Origin of the sequence: Rhodococcus sp. p52 (assembly GCF_000763325.2) — a bacterium.
GTDB classification, from domain to species: Bacteria; Actinomycetota; Actinomycetes; order Mycobacteriales; family Mycobacteriaceae; genus Rhodococcus; species Rhodococcus pyridinivorans.
The window spans coordinates 606,093-626,756 of record NZ_CP016819.1; the positions used below are offsets into that span (position 1 = coordinate 606,093).

The 20,664-nt window shown below is 58.4% G+C and carries 17 protein-coding genes; 6 read left to right on the top strand and 11 right to left on the bottom strand.

The features are described from left to right. The first annotated feature begins 115 nt into the window (after nt 1-115). Entirely contained in the window at nt 116-1,948 is a 1,833-nt protein-coding gene (locus IM25_RS02645; protein WP_442971908.1) for a DUF4012 domain-containing protein, read from the top strand. Nucleotides 1,949-2,155: 207 nt separating this feature from the next. Beyond that, nucleotides 2,156-3,511 (top strand): UDP-glucose dehydrogenase family protein, encoded by a 1,356-nt coding sequence (locus IM25_RS25190; protein WP_084295064.1) that lies wholly within the window; start codon nt 2,156-2,158, stop codon nt 3,509-3,511. Nucleotides 3,512-3,940: 429 nt separating this feature from the next. Here IM25_RS25190 and IM25_RS25195 read toward each other — a convergent pair whose 3' ends face one another. The 9 genes from IM25_RS25195 to IM25_RS02685 form a co-directional block, all read right to left on the bottom strand. Next, on the bottom strand, nt 3,941-5,047 hold the full coding sequence (locus IM25_RS25195) for an acyltransferase family protein (protein WP_084294944.1): 1,107 nt from the start codon (nt 5,045-5,047) through the stop codon (nt 3,941-3,943). Between the two features lie 74 nt (nt 5,048-5,121). Further along, the gene (locus tag IM25_RS02665) at nt 5,122-6,138 is read right to left on the bottom strand and encodes a nitroreductase family protein (RefSeq protein ID WP_157126911.1); all 1,017 of its coding nucleotides are present in this window, start codon (nt 6,136-6,138) and stop codon (nt 5,122-5,124) included. Continuing rightward, nucleotides 6,107-7,594, bottom strand: a complete 1,488-nt coding sequence (locus tag IM25_RS02670; RefSeq protein WP_033096250.1) for a lipopolysaccharide biosynthesis protein — start codon at nt 7,592-7,594, stop codon at nt 6,107-6,109. Before IM25_RS02670 ends, IM25_RS02665 begins: the two co-directional genes overlap by 32 nt. A gap of 28 nt (nt 7,595-7,622) precedes the next feature. Then, a complete protein-coding gene (locus IM25_RS02675) occupies nt 7,623-8,789 on the bottom strand; it encodes a polysaccharide pyruvyl transferase family protein (protein ID WP_157126912.1) in 1,167 nt (388 codons plus the stop codon). Next, on the bottom strand, nt 8,786-10,048 hold the full coding sequence (locus IM25_RS02680; protein ID WP_033096252.1) for a hypothetical protein: 1,263 nt from the start codon (nt 10,046-10,048) through the stop codon (nt 8,786-8,788). Before IM25_RS02680 ends, IM25_RS02675 begins: the two co-directional genes overlap by 4 nt. Beyond that, nucleotides 10,045-11,154: a polysaccharide pyruvyl transferase family protein gene (locus IM25_RS25200; protein WP_198162531.1), complete on the bottom strand. Its 1,110-nt coding sequence runs from the start codon at nt 11,152-11,154 to the stop codon at nt 10,045-10,047. The genes IM25_RS02680 and IM25_RS25200 overlap by 4 nt, the downstream gene beginning before the upstream one ends. Further along, complete coding sequence (locus IM25_RS25205; RefSeq protein WP_198162532.1) at nt 11,151-12,359, bottom strand: glycosyltransferase family 4 protein; 1,209 nt, start codon at nt 12,357-12,359, stop codon at nt 11,151-11,153. The genes IM25_RS25200 and IM25_RS25205 overlap by 4 nt, the downstream gene beginning before the upstream one ends. Before the next feature lie 132 nt (nt 12,360-12,491). Beyond that, nucleotides 12,492-13,274 (bottom strand): WecB/TagA/CpsF family glycosyltransferase, encoded by a 783-nt coding sequence (locus tag IM25_RS25210; RefSeq protein WP_157126914.1) that lies wholly within the window; start codon nt 13,272-13,274, stop codon nt 12,492-12,494. A 141-nt stretch (nt 13,275-13,415) separates the two neighbouring features. Next, a complete protein-coding gene (locus tag IM25_RS02685; protein ID WP_065995723.1) occupies nt 13,416-14,948 on the bottom strand; it encodes a sugar transferase in 1,533 nt (510 codons plus the stop codon). Nucleotides 14,949-15,465: 517 nt separating this feature from the next. On the opposite strand from IM25_RS02685, the gene IM25_RS02690 reads away from it, so the two are divergent. From IM25_RS02690 to IM25_RS02700, 4 genes are all read left to right on the top strand, one after another. Next, on the top strand, nt 15,466-16,383 hold the full coding sequence (locus tag IM25_RS02690) for a UTP--glucose-1-phosphate uridylyltransferase (RefSeq protein WP_065995724.1): 918 nt from the start codon (nt 15,466-15,468) through the stop codon (nt 16,381-16,383). 410 nt (nt 16,384-16,793) lie between these two features. Further along, nucleotides 16,794-17,663 carry a hypothetical protein gene (locus IM25_RS25935; RefSeq protein ID WP_157126915.1) on the top strand — a complete coding sequence of 290 codons (870 nt, stop codon included), beginning with the start codon at nt 16,794-16,796 and terminating at the stop codon, nt 17,661-17,663. A 226-nt stretch (nt 17,664-17,889) separates the two neighbouring features. Further along, complete coding sequence (locus tag IM25_RS02695; protein WP_033096255.1) at nt 17,890-18,651, top strand: aspartate dehydrogenase domain-containing protein; 762 nt, start codon at nt 17,890-17,892, stop codon at nt 18,649-18,651. 267 nt (nt 18,652-18,918) lie between these two features. Beyond that, nucleotides 18,919-19,296: a hypothetical protein gene (locus IM25_RS02700; RefSeq protein WP_230811545.1), complete on the top strand. Its 378-nt coding sequence runs from the start codon at nt 18,919-18,921 to the stop codon at nt 19,294-19,296. 70 nt (nt 19,297-19,366) lie between these two features. Here IM25_RS02700 and IM25_RS02705 read toward each other — a convergent pair whose 3' ends face one another. Continuing rightward, complete coding sequence (locus IM25_RS02705; protein ID WP_033096257.1) at nt 19,367-20,287, bottom strand: SDR family oxidoreductase; 921 nt, start codon at nt 20,285-20,287, stop codon at nt 19,367-19,369. 107 nt (nt 20,288-20,394) lie between these two features. After that, nucleotides 20,395-20,547 carry a hypothetical protein gene (locus tag IM25_RS26345; protein ID WP_162836411.1) on the bottom strand — a complete coding sequence of 51 codons (153 nt, stop codon included), beginning with the start codon at nt 20,545-20,547 and terminating at the stop codon, nt 20,395-20,397. Between the last annotated feature and the right edge of the window lie 117 nt (nt 20,548-20,664).

Consider the following 20,664-nt stretch of genomic DNA (forward strand, 5'->3'; position numbering starts at 1 on the left):
ACGATCACCGTGCAGAAGTTTACTTACAGTCACGGTTACCCACCACTTGAACGGTCGGCCAGATCAGAATCGGGTTATCGTCTCGAGCGGAAACCACGAAGGGGGCACAAGCGGCGTGAACGATGTTACCGGTGAGTCAGATTCGCCCGAACGGCGTCGACGCAAGGTGCGGAGACGTCTGTCCGATGAGGAGATCGCAGCTCAGCGCACGAAGCGCCGTCGCGTGCAGATCGGCTGCGGCGTAGGCGCACTCGTTGTCGTCGGATTCATCGGCTGGCTGGGGTACGAAGGCCTGCAGGCGAAGTCGAATCTGGAGAAGGCGCAGGACTTCGCGACGCAGGCGAAAGACGCTCTGCTCGCAGGCGATACCGACAAGGCCCGCGTCGCCGCGGGCGATGCCGATCGTTACGCCCAGGACGCCCAGAGTTCGGTCGACTCGGTGCCGTGGCGTATTGCCGGCGCCGTTCCATTCTTGGGAAGCCCGTTCGATTCCACTCGTCAGATGACAACCATTGTGAGCGGTCTCACAGAGCGGGTTCTCCTCCCCGCGGTCGACGCAGGTAGTGCCGTGTCTCCCGATCAGTTGATATTGGACGGCGCACGAATCAATCTTGCGGCTCTCCGAGACGCCGCGCCCGTCCTCGAGACGACCTCTGCAGCGATCAGCGACCTGGATGAGCAGGCCCAGAACGTCGACAGCACGTGGTTGGGACTGATCGACGACGCGCGGGTCGATCTGCAGGAGCAGGTGTCCGAGTTGTCCGGCCTGCTGAACAACACCTCGCTCGCGGCACAGATCGCGCCGGCCATGCTGGGTGCAGACGGTCCGCGCAGTTACTTCGTCGGTTTCCAGACGAATGCCGAAGCGCGCGGCACAGGCGGACTGCTCGGCGGCTTCACTGTGATCCGAGCAAATGACGGAGCGGTCTCCGTCGACGACGTCACGAGCAACCGGGAATTCCGGTTCGACTACGACCCGATCGACCTCGGCCCCGATTTCCAGCGTGCCTACGGGCACAGCCGCCCCACGCAGGACTTCCGCAACAGCAATGTGAGTCCGCACTTCCCGTACGCAGGCCAGATCTGGCAGTCGATGTGGCAGCAGGAAACAGGCCAGCGCGTGGACGGAGCGATCGCGACTGACCCCGTCGCATTGAGCTATGTCCTGGAGGTGGTCGGTGACGTCACGCTCCCGGGCGGAGAGAAGATCACCGCGGAGAACGTGGTGGAGTTGACCGAGTCCACCGCTTACTCGCGTTTCGGCGACGACCAGACGGCGCGTAAGGCATATCTGGAAACGGTTGCGCAGACCGTGGTGAAGAAGCTGACCGGCAGCATTTCCAAGCCTCGGGCATTGCTCGAGGCGCTGGGGCGCGCCGCGAGTGAGGGCCGACTTGCCGTATGGAGCTCCGTCCCTGAAGAGCAGGACGTTCTGGCCACGACACCGCTCGGCCACGTGGTTCCCGATGACCCCGCTCCATATGCGCACGTGGTGATCAACAACCTCGGCGGGAACAAGTTGGACTACTACTTGGAACGCGAGATCGAGTACACAGCGGGGTCGTGTGACGGAGACACCCGTGAATCGAAGGTGACGATACGGCTGACCAACGGCCTTCCTGCAGGAAACTACACGGATTACGTTGCAGGAATGTACGACAATCCTGTCGGCGCTCCTGTAGGCACGAACCTCACTGACGTCGGACTCCTTGCGACACAGGGCGCCAAGTTGAAGAAGGTGACCGTCAACGGCACCACCGCATTCGGCTACACAGGAGTGGAGCGTGGTCATCCTCTGTTCAACATCCAGGCTCCGGTGCCGCAGGATGAAACGGTTGAAATCGTCTACGAACTTGAAGAACCTACCGTCGGCGGAATAGCACGCGTACCGGTTCAACCGCTCATCGATGAGCCGACATTGAAGGCGGACGTACCGGTATGTGGATGAGCCGGTTCACCTACTCGCCCTCGAGATAGAGACTCTGACGAGACCAGGGGTCGACGCCACCAGCGTTCGATCCCTGGTTCGGTATAAGACTCCTCATGCGTGTTTGAGCTGTGCCGGTCCCGGGTAGCTGGAGATGTACACCGAAAGTTCTTCTTCGACGATGGACAGGTACGCGGAATGCTCACTCGGGAACAGTATGAAATGCCCATGCGTTGTACTGTTTTCGGAACCGGATACCTTGGCGCTACCCACGCGGCTTGCATGGCCGAACTTGGACACCAAGTTCTCGGCGTCGATATCGATGCAGATAAAATCGCTAAACTCGAAGCGGGAGAGGCTCCATTCTTCGAACCTGGGCTGCTCGACGTTCTTCGTCGGAATATCGAATCAGGACGCTTGTCGTTCACTACGTCGTACGAAGAGGCAGCATCGTTTGCCAACCTGCACTTTATTGCGGTAGGCACCCCCCAGCGGCACGGTGACTACGCAGCTGACCTTACCCAACTCCACTCGGTAATTGACCGACTAACGCCCAACTTAACCCAAGCGGCGGTCGTCGTCGGCAAGTCGACCGTTCCTGTAGGAACTGCAACGGCGTTGAGCGAACGAGTGCGTTCGCTCGCTCCGGCCGGTGACGCCGTCGAAGTAGCATGGAACCCTGAATTCCTTCGCGAAGGGTTTGCCGTCCAGGACACGCTGGCGCCCGACAGACTCGTCTTCGGAATCGAACATGACCGCGCACGAAACGCAGAGAACATGCTGCGAGAGATCTACCGATCCCTGATCAGTGCTGGCGTTCCCCTTGTCGTGACTGACCTTGCAACAGCTGAACTCGCGAAGTCCGCAGCCAACGCTTTCCTCGCCACCAAGCTCTCCTTCATCAACGCCATCTCAGAGGTATGTGAGGTTGCGGGAGCAGACTCTTCAGAGCTCGCTGACATTCTCGGATATGACCCCAGGATTGGTCGTCGCTTTCTCAATGGCGGCCTCGGATTTGGCGGTGGCTGCCTACCCAAGGACATAAGGGCTCTGATGGCCAGGGCAGGCGAACTCGGGGCGAACCAGGCGCTACATTTTCTCCGCGAAGTCGACAGTATCAATATGCGTTGCCGTTCACGAATGGTCGAAATGACACGAAAGGCATGTGGAGGATCCGTTCTTGGAGCTCGCGTTACCGTGTTAGGTGCCGCGTTCAAACCAGAATCGGATGACGTCCGAGACTCTCCCGCGCTGAATGTTGCGGGGCAGCTTCAATTAGGCGGGGCGGAAGTCACCGTCTTCGATCCCCAGGCCATGGACAACGCGAGGAAGGTCTTCCCGACTCTCAACTACGCCACAAGCGCTCATGAAGCCTGCCGAGGAGCGGATGCCGTTCTCGTGCTCACCGAGTGGCCCGAATTTTGTCAACTCGACCCAGGGACCGTCGCACATCTCGTCCGGTCCCATAACGTCCTTGATGGTCGCAACTGCCTGGACGGATCTCGATGGCGGTCCCAGGGATGGCGTTACTGGAAGCTCGGCTCCGGGTTGGCCTCAACACAGCGCTCTCCTTTAATTCCCTGATGCGGCATTTCAAAATAGCGGATCCACCCGCTGCGGGACACAAGCGCCCGTTAGCAGCCCCTTCCCGAGGTACGGTTGGTACCGCCTCAGTCGCGGGCGCGTGAACTCAGAGGTAGTCGAGCGAAGCCTTCGGGCACGGACAGTGATCATTTACTTTCGGTTCAACGAAACATTATTCTGCGCAAGCACCGACGGAAGGTAGTCCCAAACGACAAAGGAGATCGTGACGCTTGAAAATCCGGCCGAAAGCCATTCAATATGAGTGAGTGAATGTACAGTTCCGCAACTTCGGGACAAAACCGGCACCGATTGAATTAGTGCGACTCTGCGAAGCATCACTCGACGACCTAGCTCACTGCTCCGAGGCCGGAACCGTCCACGGCGCCGCGCTATACACAGCCCAAGCTACACAGCGCGACACCGAACCTGTCACGCCATTTCCCGCACCTCGGCACCACCGCGCAGTCTGCGGCCGCTGCTCCGCCTTCCTCGCACCATACGTCTTTCACGCAACTCGTCGTACATCTTCCGAGCAGGGACCTCTACGAGTTTGTAAATCAAAATCCCGACCACAGTCGACAAAGCCGTAAAAGCCACGACGCGCGCAGCCAGCGGCCAAGTATCCAAATAATCCTTGAAAAGCATGATCAGACTCAAATGAACCAAATAGATGCTGTAACTGGCCAGCCCGATAAGTTGGACCGCTTTAATTCTCGATAACCGAGCAAAAATCGCCGCCGCAAAACCGCCACTTGCATTGAAACCATAAATTATCACGGCGCAGGTAGTGATACTTTGCAGCGTGTATCGTATTGTTTGCCGAAACCAATCATCACGAATCGACAGACTGACGAGAAAAACCAAAACAGCAGTAATCAATACCCACCCACTGCCACTCCAGCGCTCGATCAGCCCGGCAGTGGGCTTAGATTTATGCCACCGACGCAAAAGCAAGGCAGCGAGAACCCCCCAAGCGAGGCTGTCTGCGCGCGTGTCCGAGCCATAGTAAATTCGATCGGCGATATGCTCATCTCCAGGAGTAGCGAGCAATACGCGCAGACCTGTACTCACAATTATAGTGACAATCGAGGCGATTCCTAGCCACCGGATAGCGTGCGGACTTTTTACTAGCCACAACCACAATAGGGCGAAGACTATATAGAACTGCTCCTCGATGGACAGGCTCCATACGACCGCCGAACCCGGAAACACGTCTGGGTGGTCAAGTTTTATCCAATTAAAATAGAATAAGATTTGACCTACGAATGCACTCCAATTGATCAACCCTCCCACTGCGGCATAAACAATTGTTGGAATCACCAACACAACAACGAGCGGAGGGGCCAACTTGACGAGACGACGAGTATAAAATCCTCCTACATCAAACCCACCCGTCCTGTCCCATTCCTTTAATAGGAGAGTAGTGATAATAAAACCAGATATTGCAAAAAATATTGTTACACCTGCGCCACCCGGCACTATATGACCGATTCCCGCGTGACCGACGACAACAAGCATGACCGCGACCGCTCGCATCGCATCGATATGTGCGTACCTACTTGCTGACGAGGTCGCGGGCAAGACAGTGTTTACAACAGGTCTATTGGGGGTCACAAGACGTTTCCTATCTGAGAAGATGCGTTGCGCCGCAGCACCTCTACAACACCCCTCCGCACACTGGCGGGAACCACATCGCTCGCCTCAAGATGGCCGAATGAAATTCCTACGGCCGCTCGTTCATACTCCGGTATTCCCAATCCTCGAATTAGGGCACGCTCTTCCGCTGCCGTATTGCCAAACTGCAATAGGCATGCACCTACTCCTTTCCAATGCAGGGCGTATACGAGCGTCATTGCAAACAAGCCAGCGTTGAGATAACCCTGGTTTCTTTCACCATAAAATTCCAGACTACGAGAATCATATGTAATTAAACCCATTTGGCACGTGTCGTAGTCCACCCCGCCGGTGCCATGCAGCGTGTCATAGAGCAAGCGCTTGCCCTCTGGGTCGTCGATGACGTGCAATCGAACCATCTGTCGGTTACAGGCCGAAGGGGACAACATTGCGAGTTGCACCGCCTCGTCGAGAACCTCGTCCGCAACGTCCTCGCTGGAGTAGCGCCGCGTCGAATGACGCGACGCAACGAACTCATCGAATGGAAGGTTCGCCCACGCATCCGGGTCCCGTTCCGAAATTGTTCTCACGCCGGCTTCGCACGCCTCGACTTCCGGTTCCTCCGCCCTGGCCAAGAACCGCTCTATCGCTTCGTATGCATCCTGATTTTTGTCATCCCGGTCGGCATGAAACTCTAGCCATGCCCGCAGAACTGACTCTCCCATCCGGTAAGCAGTGGACGTTCGGGTCTCAATGCTGGCGTTCTCAAGCATCTGGGCCAGCGCAACTGCCTTCGCGGCACCAAACGACCTAGGCGAGCGGTATGCCATCCCCTTCTCGAGTGAATGGACCCGCAGCATGATCCGGTACTGCTCGTGGCTTGATTCACGGCCGCCGTCCAGGAGGTGACTCGACATGAATCGCGCATCGTAGAAGTATTCCCGGTGGATCTTTACCCGCTTTACGAACTGCCGTAGCGAGTCAACGGACTTCAGTTTTTTCTTGAGACTCACGACGAATCACACTCCTTGCTGCCTTGACGAGATTGGGATCGCAAACGAGTAGGTATGCGACAAGAACTATCCAAACGAACACTTTGGCGAACAGTACGGGCCAGAATTCCAAGCCCCACCAGGATTGATGGTCGCCCACCAATACGAAGCACACCGCAGCAAGCCCGCCGGCTTGCAGCCTCGCTACGCGTACCCAGGGGATGCCCGGGGTGTCCAGGCGCCGGGACGAGCGGACTGCCATTCCGCTCATGATGATGCGTTGCACCAATTGAGCGGCGGCCACACCCATCAAGCCGAACTGAGCCGCCCCCAATACTGCTAAGGGTATTGAGATGATGCTCGACGTTCCCGATATCAACAACACCGCGCGGGTGCCCTTCTCGTGATAGAGGAGAGCCGACAATGAAGGGTAGTAGATCGCCTTCACCATCATGCTGAGCGCAAGGAGAGGTACGATTCCCGCGGCGGCGTGGAAACTCTCCGGCGTCATCAACGTCAAAAGTTCGGACGCGAACAGTGCAACCGAGGACGAGATTACGACCGAGGCGCCCACGAACGTGGCAATCACATCGCGCACGCGATCCCGCCAGCCGGACGGTCGCTCATCAACTTGCGTGAAGTACCACGACAAGAAGGCGCGATGGAAAGCCGTCTGGATTGCGTCGATGAAATTTACCGCGTACATAGCGATATTGAACAAGCCGGCCGCCGCGACGCTAATCATGTGCGAAATGATGACCCGAGTCGCCAGCGAAGTCGCCTGCAAAGTAAGCGTGTGGGGAAGCATGGGCACGGCGTATGCAAGCAGACGACGAGCGTCTTCCCGATCAAACCGTACCCATAGCATCCCCATCTTCATTGCTTGCGTGGTTCCGATCAACGCAAACACCCCGTTGACCGTGACCAACGCGAGCGCTACACCAAGAAGTCCGAGATCCAGCGGTCCAAGGAGAAGTACGGTCAACCCACCGTTACAAACGAAGAGGGCAAGCGAGTAGGCGCCGTAGGACTTGGCCATTGATCGTGCTTGGAGCAGCGCTAGAAAAACCGCAGTCAACGGCTGAAACAGCAACGATGCCAACGCCACCAAGATAACCGGATAGAAATCGAAATCGGGGAATATCAAGGGAGCATACAACGGTCCAGTCAGGACTAGAACAGCAGTAAGGATCACCGCAGCGGATAAGACCGTCGTATGGGCCGCAGTATAGAATTTCGCCTGGTTTAGTGGGTCCCCCGTACCCGCATTCGCCTTTCCATCTCTGCTGTCGAAAGATGGGTGGCAGAATCGCACCACCGCGTATTCCATACCCAGCGACGCAATTGCACCACCGAGCAGAAGGAGGGTGACGATGAGATTGAAGTATCCGTACTCCTCCGGTGTCAGAAGCCTTGTGTAAACCGGAAGTAGGATCAGCGAGGAGAGCTTCTGCAGGATGGAAGCGACGGCATACACAAGGGAGCGTCCAGCTACTCCCGCAGAGTTACCCGACTTCCGCAAGACCTTCTCCAACTGCGTGCTTGATTCGGGCCAAGACCGTCAGGCCATGTCGCCGTTCGCGTTCTACAGCAGACTGTGCAGTCCACGCTGGCGGCTCTGCGATCGCCTCTTCTACTTTAGCGAGCACCGTGCGGTAGTTACCGGGATCGCCCGGCTCTGTCAAGTTGACATAGCGCTCCTCCATACCAAGCTTGCTTAGGAGATTCTTAATCTTGCTCTCGTACTTAGAGTAGAGAGGCTCGCTGTCAAAACTGACGAATGGTACCTGGCTCAGTGTGCTCATACAGGTTCCATGGAAGAAGTCTGTGACAACGCAATCGTACTGGCCGAAGACGCCCGCAAACTGAATGGGATCGAGCTGCAGGAATCGAGCTCCGGGATACCGGATAAACACTGTGTTGATATCCACCGAATCGCGAAGATGCGAAATCAAGGCTTCACCGATCTTGCGATCACGAACCATCAGCAAGACCTTCTTTCGCCCGAATCGAGCGCTTGGGGAGTAGGGCACAACGAACTCCGGCAAACCGTGGATCAGCGTCGGATCCACGATCTCGTCGATATCCACAGAATCCTCAAGCAACTCACGGACGAAGGAAGACGTGTTTGCGTCACGCACGGAGATGTAGGCGTACGAGGAAAGTGAACGTCGAAGGATCTCGCGACTATCCCTCGATAGTTTTGAGATGTCGAGGCGATTGGCCGACGTCGCGAAACTTGCCCGAACACGACCGAGGGATTCAGGCGCATAATAGATACTCCTGTCGCCAACGAATGCGAGATTCCAGACCTCATCCGATCCTGTTACAAATCCATCGAAATGGGCGTCGAGATAATCGATAGCACCATTCCGGTCGTTTATGTCAACCCACCGCTTGCCAGCAGTACTATAGGTGTAGGGTGCCACAAATCGGCGCATGGCCGCGAAATTCCGAACTCGGGCGAGGCCAAAGCTGGGGTTCTTGGGATTAAGCACCGAAGCGAAGCGTCGTCTCCTGACATGCGCGACATCTGTCGGCACTAGAGAGTACTTGCCCTCTCCAGCTGCCGTATCGAATAGTTGATGAGTCGCATAGGCCTGCAGGACAGTGCCGTAGTTCTCCGATTGCGTAAGAGTTAGAATTCCGATTCTCTGAGCATTAATACTCACTTCGAGCCCTCATCAATTGTTCGGTTCCGCACGGCATCAGTTATCGGTTCACCCTCATCCGAACCATGTGAACGTGTGGTGGAGTAATACAGATCCAGTAAAGCGATTACGATGAAAAGCACAATCCAGTAGCTCATATGCGTGATCAGCCTCGACGTGATCAGCACGAAGAATGTGTAGGTCATTAGAATAAACGCAGGTCGACTCGTCCTTCCGACAAAGACGAGAGCGCCAAGATAAACCGCGACCCCGATAATCCCAACCTCCATGTACACGCGTAAAGTGTCATTATGGAGGAGCGAATTCCAGGTTGTCCCGCCGACTCGATAGGCGACGTTGCCCAAACACTCGTTCAGAGATCCAAAGGCTTGGGACGTATCAGCACAGTGAACGGCCAGCCGATAAATGGAGACGCGCCCGCTGGCGAAGTCATCGAAGCTTACACCGAAGTAATCGTAGAAAAGCCGCGAGAACCCGGAGGAATAAGTGGCCTGCACGACGAAGGGACTTATAATGCCGGCGAGCAGAAGCATGATGAGGGAGCTATGCTTCGGGATTACAGGCTTTCGAATCCATCGGCGAAATATGAGGAATAGCGGGGCGGACAAAAAGGCGGCACGCTTCAACGAAATCATAGTGAAGAACGCAGCAATTCCGCTACGCACAGACTGTTGTCTGACAACGAAGTACATTACAAGTACCAGCATATCGTGCGAGAATGACGATTCAAACGGAGACGTAGAACTCGACCAACTAATTGCGCTCAGCGCAGCCAGACTGAAATCGCCCGAGATAAGAATATAGATTACATACCGTGCGAGGAGAATCGTCATGTATACGTCTGCCATACGGAGCGAAACTGTATTAGCAATGCACAGTGCAATTACCGCTGGCACCAGAATGAATCCTACGGCCCCGAAACTAGTGTATGTGAAGTCGCCACGTACGACTAGCTCGTTAATAATCGACAGCAGGACAAGAACAACAGACGCGATGGCGAGCGCAGCAGTCGATTTGCCAAAGATGAGGGCGGCGCCCGGTCGCGACTTCAGGATCAGCCCAATGAACCTCAATGTCGCAAATGCAACGAGCGCCGCGAGACACACATAATACGGGGCTCTCGGAATAATATCCGCCATATAAAAGGTATAGCTAAACGCGTATGCGATAAAGAGCGCCAACTGAACATAGTCGACGAACAGCATGGAGCTGAATTGCTGAGGCTGGACCCTGTTGTGCACCTTGAGTACCTGACTCACGGACGCTCCTCCGTTCCCAGCAGCGTTCGAAGATGTGACCACGAGGCGACGGCTCGCGCGTACAACTTATCCGCCACGTCATCGGCGTTATAGTGCGGGTCTCCCACCGGCGGTTCGTCCAGCGACGACGCCAACCGAGTTAAGCCAACGGAGGCGAGAAGATCTTCATTTCGCGTCGAGTTACTCTGCGGGAGAAGTGCATAGATCGGCCTTCCAAAGGCTAGTGAAAATGCCGTTCCGTGAAAAGAGTCTGTTACGACATACGAAGCGTCTCGAAAAAGAGCGACGAATTTAGTCGGATCCACGAGGTAGTCTGATGCGCGATGCTCTACCAGCATCTTGGCGTCGGGCGTAACCCGACGCACTGGGAGATTGTGGCGGCGTTGAATGGCGGCCAGCCTGTCTGTAAATCCCGGAGTATTGTGGAGTTGATATACAAGGATGTACGCATCGTCTGCCGGAGGGTACGAACGCGAGAATTCAGTCCAATAATCTTTCCCATGTAGAAGCACCGGATCTACATCAACGCGGGAAGAGATTCCTATCTCTTCAAGGGCGCTTTGCGCGGAGGGTTCGCGAACGGATACAGACTCGAATTCCTCAAGCCAGGCAGCCACGCGCTCAACGTCTGCTGCAGACGGCGCACTTGATCCGAAACTCGCTGCATAACTGTGCTTCTTGTCAGACTTCTGCCCATCCAAGAAATAAACAGGATCCAGTTGCCCATGGATCGAGTTCCAGACTTGATCACTCCCGGTAATCACCAGATCTAGGTCGTCGGCGACGTCCAGAACGCTCTTGTCATCTGCACAGGTCGGCGTGAGCGTCAAGTACTGGCGCTGAAACTTACGGAATCGCAGGCTCATAGTTGCCATGTTTGGGGTCTGGACCACCAAGTAAGCAGCGCTTTTTACGACGGAGTCCCTGACTCGCGATTCTTTGAGGCGTGATCCTGCCAGCCTGAACGGACGATCGGTTATAGGAAAATAGTCGATGACACGGGCTGTCGCGCCCAGCGAAGCCAGTGCACTTTCGAGCGCGCAAGACTGCAGCAACGATCCGTAGTTGGGGTAGACGTGGCGCGTCAGGATACCGACTTTTTTCACTGGCCCTCCATTGCCTGGGTGTTCCCGTCCCGCACAGGAGTTACCGGAACGTCTGGCGTTTTGGTTTTTTGGCAGTGAGTCGGGCCACGGACTCCACCGACTCGCTTGTTTACGACGCGGGTGTAAGCTTCGTCCAACTGTGCTGCGACTACTTCAGTGGAAAACGTTCTTTTCGCCCACGCAGTCAAATCAGTGCTGTAATCGCGCTCGTCGGATGCACAGTCGATCATTGCGTCAGCCAAAGATGTGGCGATTTCCTCTTCCGACTTTGCGTCGGTATCGACGAGCCGCATCCCCGGCGCGTCTTGGAATACCTGCCATTCACCGACCTTGGTGTAGACAGTAGGAGTCCCTTGAGCATGCGATTCGATCAACGCCATGGGCAGGACCTCTGCTCGACTCGGGAGTACAACGGCTGTAGCCGTCGCAATTCTTTCTCGCAAACTTTCCCTAGTCAGATTTCCAAGATAAGAAACACCCGGTTGGGGAGTCACCGAATAGTTGGTTGCTAGTGGGCCGGCAATAAGAAGGCCCGCATCGGGGAATCGCTTGTGGACAGCAGGCCAGGCGTTGATCAGTCGATCGTGTCCTTTTCTCGTCCCGACCTCCCCGGCGAACAAGAACGTCGGTGGCACCTCTCCTTGAGACGGCGTCTCAGCACGACAGATGAACGCTTCAGAACCAAGCGGGTTAGCAACGACTTGTGTCGGCGTTTCTGCCACCGCGCTCACTACGTCCGCATGGTTCCCACCCAGGCACAGGACAAGATCCGCCCGGTTTAACACATATTTTGTGAGCAATGGATACTTTGCGACGTGCTTTGTGAGATCAGCGCCGTGGAGCGTCACAACCGTGGGCTTCTGCAGGATCTTTGCAACGAAGAGCAGAAATCCCTCTCGTATGAAACTGCCGTACTCGCTGAGATGAACGTGGGCGATTGTCCATTTCCTTGCGCTGCCGCACATCTTAACGGCAGCTAGGATCGCAGTCGGCAGTGACGCGAACCTTCGGTTGGGCTCCCACGATGGGCAGGCATGTTGTTCGAAAAGCGTGGACTCGAACTTCAGCGTTTCCTCGATTACCGCTGCGATACCCCCGGATGTCCCAGGCGCAGGACCGATCTGCAGGACGATCTTCGGATTACGTCCCTCCTTCGTCGAAGCCGATGACGTCATTGCAGTGGGATGATTTTCGCGATCAGACATGACGCAGCACTTTGTCATTGACGATGCGATCGGACGTCCGACAATCTGCACGTCCTGCGACGTCGACGTTATTCGGTAAAGGTGGCAAAACCAGGGCGGGCTGGTTAGAGAGAGGACTTGAAGCAGCGCACTTCACTTCTTCAATCCTCCGTTCTCAACCAAGGTTGGAACGAACGCCATAGCGTCCCGGGCATACCGCGGCAGCAGCCGACGCGGTTCAGTGGCGATTCGATGGACCCATTCCAGACCTGCTCGCTGCATCCATAACGGAGACCTCCGGTATCGGCCTGCGCTGAAGTTAATTGCCATTCCTAGACAGAGAATCTGTCCAGAACCACCTTCTGCGCGAATCTCGTGCGCGATTCGCTCCTGCTTCGGCGCACCCAAGCCGAGGACGACAAGTCCACCTGTGCCGCTCGAAGCCACTCGCGCAATCAAGGCTTGTCTCAGTTCAGGGTCATCGACTTCGGACCGCGGTGCCGGCTCCTCGTAGACCTTCCACGACGAGCGGCGCGCCCTCTCCGCTACGGCTGCCAGGGCATCGTGATCCTCTCCTCCGACGAGGACTAGTGGCCTGCCCTGCCCGTCTGTCTTGAGCAGGAGCTCCAATAGATCCGATCCTGCGATGCGGTCGACATCCATTCCAGATGCACGGGAGAGCATCCAGGCCACCGGCCACCCGTCAGGCAGTAGCAGGTCCGCCGATGTGTAGAGATCGACGAGGGACTTGTCCTGTCGCATCAAGTAGATGTGATGCAGGTTCGGAGTGATGACAATTCGCCACCCATCGGAGTCGCTTTGAGTAATCTCATCGCCTACTTCCTGCAATGTCTTGCGTGCAAATGGCATCTGCTCGCCTCGAATGCGTATGGAGACTGAATCGGTTGCACCCCGCAGCATTTCCTGACCTTTCACGATTTAAGCCTTGAATCGATGGCGCTCGGACTCTGAGTCCAGCTTGTGTTCTGTATCGAGTTGACTAGTGCGCCGCTTGCTATCCGCGGACGCTTCATTAAGGAGTCGCCGAACGCCATCCCGGCAACTAATACGTGGTTGTCAGTAGGCGCCGTCGCTGGCGAGCACGGCCTTGACGGTCTTACCGATGATCAGCACATCGGAGACCATCGACCAATTCTCCACATACGACAGATCCAGTCGCACCGACTCATCCCACGACAGATCCGACCGACCCGACACCTGCCACAGCCCGGTCACCCCTGGGCGCACCAACAACCGGCGCTTGACCCGACCGTCATAGGCCTCCACCTCACGCCGCAACGGCGGACGCGGACCCACCACACTCATCTCCCCGCGAATGACATTGAGGAACTGCGGCAACTCGTCGATGCTGAACCGCCGCATCACCTTCCCGATAGCGGTGACCCGCGGGTCGTCCTTCATCTTGAACAGCGGGCCGGCGCCCTCGTTCTGCGCCAGCAAGGTGTCGACCATCGTGTCGGCATTGGTCACCATCGACCGGAACTTGATCATCCCGAACGGCGTGCCGTCGAGACCGATCCGTTCGGCCTTGTAGAAGACCGGACCCCGATCCTCGAGCTTGATCAGCAGCGCGACGACCGCGAACACCGGCGCCAACGCCACCAGTACCGCGCTCGCGAAGACGAGATCGAAGATCCGCTTCCCCGACCGCTTCGCCCCGTGATAACTGGGCTTCTCCACGTGGATCAGCGGCAGACCGGCCACCGGGCGCATCTCGATCCGCGGGCCGGCCACATCGACCACACCCGTCGCGACCACGAGGTCGGTGTCGAGCGGCTCGAGCTGCCAGACCAGATCGTGCAACCCGTCGCTGCCCAGGGTTTCAGTGGCGGTGACCACCACCGTGTCCGCCCCCGACAACTTCAGTGCTTCGACGACGGAGTGTTCGTCGCCGTAGATGGTGATCTCCCGGCCGTCGACGTCGATCACATCACCCGGTGCACCCGAATAGCGGGGCACGCACACGCCCACGACGCGGTAGCCCTCCCCGTCCTTGCGGGAGAACGTGCGCGCCATGTGCCGCACCGCCCGCGCACCACCCACCACGAGTACCGACGTCTGAGATTCCCCGCGAGCACGCTTGCGCGCGATCATCTTCCGCCACAACCACCGAGTGAGCAGCAAACCGGCGAGACCGACCGGCAACGCGATCGCTAAATATCCACGTGCCAGTTCCAGGCGGAATACGAGTGCGATAATCGCGATGAAGCCGAACAACCGAGCAGTACTCGAAACGACACGTTGATATTCGCTATGACCTGCGCCGATTACACGCCGCGACCGAGTACGGAACAAGGCGAGGGTGATCAGCCAGAGACCGACGAGCCCCGCCGAGATCAGCGCGTAACTGAGCTCGGAGACCGGCTCAGTCGTTAGTAGATCGCTCTGTCCAAAACGGACGCTGTGTGCCAAAACGACGGCCAGCACAACCACAATCGCGTCGGACCAGATCAACCGGCTGATATAGGACTGCGCCCAGTTCTGGCGGCTTATCGAACGCGACGGTTGGTGCTGTCCGCGAACAGAATTGGCGTTCTCCCCCACGAGTGCATCAGGTACGCCGCGACTCGCCTCCCCGACGGCAGTCATAACCCAACCACCCTCATCGTTGTCTCCTCCCCGAGACACCTACTGCTCGCACGAACAAGCAACGCCGGACCCGATCCGCGTACCCTCCCCGGTCGCGTGACCTGCCCGTTGCGTGCCCAGCCGGGCGCAGTTCTTCCAGTTGTATGCGTGTCGCTCCTATGCGAAAACGCTCGTTGAGACTGTAACGTTACTTACGAGATCTGGCAGCTTGAACAGTCGTCCAGATGGAACCTTCTCTTTGAATGTGCCGCGCGGTTACATTTGGCGACGCGATCCGCGTTTACAGGTCCCGGCGAAGGCAATCCTCCCTGCTATCTTGCACTTTCGGTGCACTCTCCGATTCGCGAACCCGCAGGGCGGCCCCTAGACTGCGCTTACCGACCCCCCACGTGATGCGGGATTGACGGTCGGAATCTTGAAGGTGAGATGTATCTCACCATTGCTCAACGTTTTGACCGTGCATTCGCGGGTACTACCGCGCGGTCATGCGCTCGACAGGGGAGGCGAGGGTAGAACTATGAAAGAAGAAGCAGGAGTGCGTAAAGCATTTCGAACTGCCGTGGTGCCGGCGGCGGGGATGGGAACTCGGTTCCTGCCGGCCACAAAGACAGTGCCGAAGGAACTATTGCCCGTGGTCGACACGCCGGGCATCGAACTGGTCGCGACGGAAGCTGCCCATTCGGGAGCTCAACGGCTTCTTATTGTGACAGCCCCCGGAAAGGACGGAGTTGTAGCGCATTTCGTCGATGACTTCGACCTCGAGGAGCACCTCGAAGCGAAGGGCAAGCTCAAGTTGCTCGAAAAGGTGCGGCGTGCGCCCAATCTGCTCACGGTCGAATCCGTTGTCCAGGAGAAGCCACTCGGCCTGGGTCATGCTGTCGGTTGCGCGGAAGCCGCTCTGGAGCCGGATGAGGACGCGATCGCTGTTCTTCTCCCGGACGATCTCGTGCAACCGAGCGGCATCCTGGAAACGATGGCTCGTGTCCGCGCCAAGCGCGGAGGAAGTGTGCTGTGCGCCATCGACGTTCCGAAGAGCCAGGTGAGCTCATACGGCGTATTCGAGGTCGAGGAAGTACCCAACGTTGCGAATCCGGATGTTCTGCGAGTTCGCGGCATGGTGGAGAAGCCCACTCTTGCAGACGCTCCGTCCACACTTGCCGCCGCCGGCCGCTATCTGCTCGACCGCGAGATCTTCGACGCCCTCCGTCGGATCAAACCGGGCGCGGGCGGGGAACTCCAACTGACCGACGCGATCGCGCTATTGATCGAGGAAGGTCACCCAGTGCATGTCGTCGTGCATCGCGGGCCCCGCCACGACTTGGGCAACCCGGGTGGATATCTTCGGGCAGCAATCGACGCCGCTCTCGATAGCGAGGAATACGGGGACGGGCTCCTTAAGTGGCTCCACCGCCGGCTGGAGTTGGACGTCGACTGATCAGGGTGCGCTCGAACTACCTCGATGGGACTTAGGTCCCTTTCTCGATGTGCCGCATGGCCCTGCTTCTGGTTTAATCCTCAAGTGTGTTGCCTCCCCGCAACATGCCCCTTCCCCTCCCCGGGAGTTGGTGGCACCGGGCCCCGCTGGCTCCTCCCCCTGCCAGCGGGGCTCGCTCGACTTCGGGACAGCTCACCCGCGAGCTATCAAGAGCGGTCCGAGACCGCACGATCCAGTTCGCAAGCGTTGACGCCTCCCGGACTCGATGCCAAGATGATCAACCACGCGCTCGAACGCGCGTGCGAACAATTCAAAACAGATGGCCCGCCGCGACTGGCATCGCGACGGGCCGGATGTCCGACTGATAAGGAGTCGAACATGCGTCAGCATACCCACGGGCAGGTGACGTCGTGAGCATCGAAGCGATCACCTGGGCACTCGAACGCGCCGAGATTCCGTCCCCCACGCCACCCGGGATGCCCTCAGCGCCAGCGCTGACAGTGGTGCTACTCGGCCTGTCCAATCATGCGTCCCGACATGGTGCGGATGCGTATCCATCCGTGCGGAAGCTCGCCGGGTACGCCCGCATCAGCGAACGCCAGGTGCAGCGTTGCCTGAAAGCGCTCGCCGCTCTCGGCCTCATTTCCAAAGGCGATCAAGAGCGGATCGCGGCGACGATCCCTCGCGAAGACCGCCGTCCCGTCCTGTACAACCTGTCCATGAAGCGGGGTGACACGTCGTCACTCCGCAGCTCTGAACGAGGTGACAAGACGAAGCGCCACGGGGTGACAGGCACGACCGAGCGGGGTGACACCCCGGTCACCCGAACCGTCCTTGAACCAACAAATGAACCTGCTGCACTCCCCCATCCGACAAATCGGACCCGCGATGCAACACGCGAGCAGCAGCCCTCTCCCATCGACCGATTGGCCACAGCGTGCCGCCGGGCCGGCCTGTCTGCACAGTTCGACACCCTGACGCCGGCGAAGTGCACCCTCGTCGAGCAATCGATCGACACTCACGGCGTAGATGCTCTTGTCCGCGCCGCGCTCGAACGTCATCGACCGTGGGACCCGGCTCGCTCCGCAGCTGCATGGATCCCGATCTGGCAGTCGCTGCAACCGTCCCGCCCGAAACTCCCGCCACGATGCGGTCGGTGCGACGAGTACGGCTGGTTGCCCGACGACGAATTCGGACGTGCAGTGCGATGCCCATGCCGCCAAGTGACGTCGCACAGGATTGCCACTCCGCCCCGGGAGACGATGCTCTTGGCAGCATGAGCAGACTTGCCGCTGTCGGTAGTGCGCTGACGCCGTAGTTGCCCTCATAGCAACACATTCCGATCCGTGAAAGGTAATACGAGCGATACGACGACGTCGCGAATCAGACATCGCCGATTCCTTCTCTCGGTACCATGAGCCCGTATTTCGTGGAAACGAGCGGCGGCATGCCGCGGAGGATGTGAGGCAACTGGCACCCGAAGAAGTCGAACATCGTCCGATAGCAGTGTGCGTTGTCGGGACCGGCGCGATCGGGCAGACGGTGATCGACGCTCTGCGCGACGACGTGGTGCCGCATGTGAGCCTCGCGGCTGTGTTGAACTCGCGAAGCAGCCCGGAGAAGACTTCCGCCGCATTCGACGTCGCCGACATCGTGGTGGAAGCTGCCACGGTCGACGCCGCTCGGGCCCTGATACCCGAGGTGGTGAAACGCGGTAAGGACATCATCGTCTGCTCATGCGGCGTCTTCGCCGAGCGCGGTTTCGATGTGGAACCGTTCGGCTCCGGACCAGGACGTGTATTGCTCCCGACGGGCGCTATCGGCGGCTTCGATGTTCTGGCCGCAGCGACACGTGCAGGAAGCCGCGATGCACGCCTCACCCACACCACGATCAAACGACCGAGTGCGCTCGGCATCGAAGAACGTCTGGACGCAGAACGCACCGTTTTCCGAGGATCGGCGCGAGAAGCCGCCCTGGCCTTTCCGCGAACCTCGAACTCGTCGGTGGCTCTCGCCCTCGCGACGCTCGGGCTCGATCGGGTAGAGGTGGTGGTCGTTGCCGACCCCGCCGCTGCAAACACGCGCCACGTCGTCGAGTGGGAGTCGCCGCTCGGCCGGTACGAGCTGACGTTCGAGAACGCGATCGACCCGGCGTCGAGTGGACGCACGTCTGCGATCACTGCTTGGTCGGTGATCGAGGTTCTCGCTGCGCTACCGCTCGGGATCGGTCCGGGCGCGGTCGTGATCGGGCCTTCCCGTAGGTCGTAGCCGACCCAAGAGGATCCGAACACCCAACGAGGGCGATTGTCGCTTTCGCGTGTTTGGAGCAGAATTTCGGGACGAAAGTCCCAAGCGCCCGGGCGGAATCTTAACCACTTCTGTCACATTCGGGTTTCCTGATGGTTGCCTGGGTAGCGGCGCGTGAACGGGTGCTGTACACAGTGTGAAACACCACATTTCGCAGGTGAAGGTGTAACTCCCTACCGGGAGTGGCAATTCGGTTTCACCTGACCTACTCGCACCCTGGAGCAGCCTGTGACGACATCATCGCTTTCGGACCGACCGGCACGGGTACTTTTCCTCGGCACTCCCTCAAACGCTGTCGCACTCGACCGGTGGACAGAGTTGCAGGAGCGCCTCGACCTCGCAGGCATCGAGACCACCACCGCTTTCGAAGGCGAAGTGGACTACGCGATCCTCACCGAGGACATCCTCGACGGCTACTGCACCGCCGTCGAAGCTCTCATTCTTCAGAAGCTCCGTGCTCGTGGGATCACATGCGCAAGCACATGCGCCGGCCCCGAGCAGATCCTCGCAGCGCTGGCGGAAACGTCGGCCGACGTTGCTTCTGTCGTGCCGATCTCGACAGCCCGGGGAAGCACTTACCGGCACGCTGCATCCAGCGCAGTCTGAAACTCCAGAACGAGTCGTGCGCGCCAGTGGAGATTCACTGGCGCGCACGACTCGTTGATTACGGCTCGTTCTACGGCGACGGCATCCCGCCGTTGACGTGGATCGTCGCGCCCACTACATAACTGGACTCAGGCGACGCCAAGAACACGTAGGCCGGCGCCAACTCGGTCGGCTGCCCCGCACGTCCGAGCGGGGTGTTCTGCCCGAACTCGGGCAACTCTTCATTCGGCTGACCGTCCGACGGTTGGAGGGGCGTCCAGATCGGTCCGGGCGCAACCGCATTCACGCGGATGCCCTTCTCCGCCAGCTGGGTCGCCATGTTCTTCGTGAAGTTGTTGATCGCAGCCTTCGTCGACGAGTAGTCGATCAACGCCGGCGACGGCTGGTACGCCACAATCGACGTGGTGTTGATGATTGTCGAACCCGGCTGCAGGTGCTTCAACGCCGCGCGCGTGGTGCGGAACATCGCGAGGATGTTCACCTGGAAAGTCTGCTCGAGCTGATCGTCGGGCAGATCATCCAGCCCTTCGACCGCAATCTGCTTTCCGGCATTGTTGACCAGGATGTCGAGGCCGCCGAGTTGCTCGACCGCCTGATTCACGACGTCGGAGCAGAACGAGGCGTCCGTCAGATCACCGGGAAGCGTGATCGCCTTACGACCACTCTCGCTGATGATGCGAGCGACGTTCTTTGCGTCAGGTTCCTCATCCGGCAGGTACGAGATCGCGACGTCGGCACCCTCCCGCGCGAAGGCGATGGCAGTAGCAGCGCCGATGCCCGAGTCCCCACCGGTGATCAGTGCCTTACGTCCTTCGAGCCGGCCAGTGCCTCGATACGAGAACTCGCCGATGTCGGCCTTGGGCACCATGTCGGCGTCGAGACCAGGCTCGGGCTGGTCCTGCTTCGGCGGCGAGATGGACGGATAGCGAGTAGTCGGATCCTGGAACTTCAGTTGATCGGTCTTATTGGTGTGCACGTCTTGCTCAGCCATGAGTACCGTCCTGCGAATCGATGGTTTCCGAGTTGCGTGAAAGCTCGTCGCAAATCGGCTTCCCGTCACGGACCCGTCGCAAACTCGGTCATCTGCGAGGTGAGCGGCTATCCGACGTCACGGATATCGTCCTCACCGTCCTCGTCGAGCGGCGGCGGGAGCTCACGTTCGTCGCGGGCACGAACGACCAGACCGAAGACCACAGCGACGGCGACGGATAGCACCAGCCACGAGACGAGCAGCACAAAAACCCAGTTCACATGTCGAACAACGGTTCGCCGGACCAGAATGTTACCCGTGAGTAAGAACTCACCCGTGAATTCACCCCGCCTCGGCAATCAGATGCGCCCCGCCCACTGGAAAGTCCGGAGACGCAG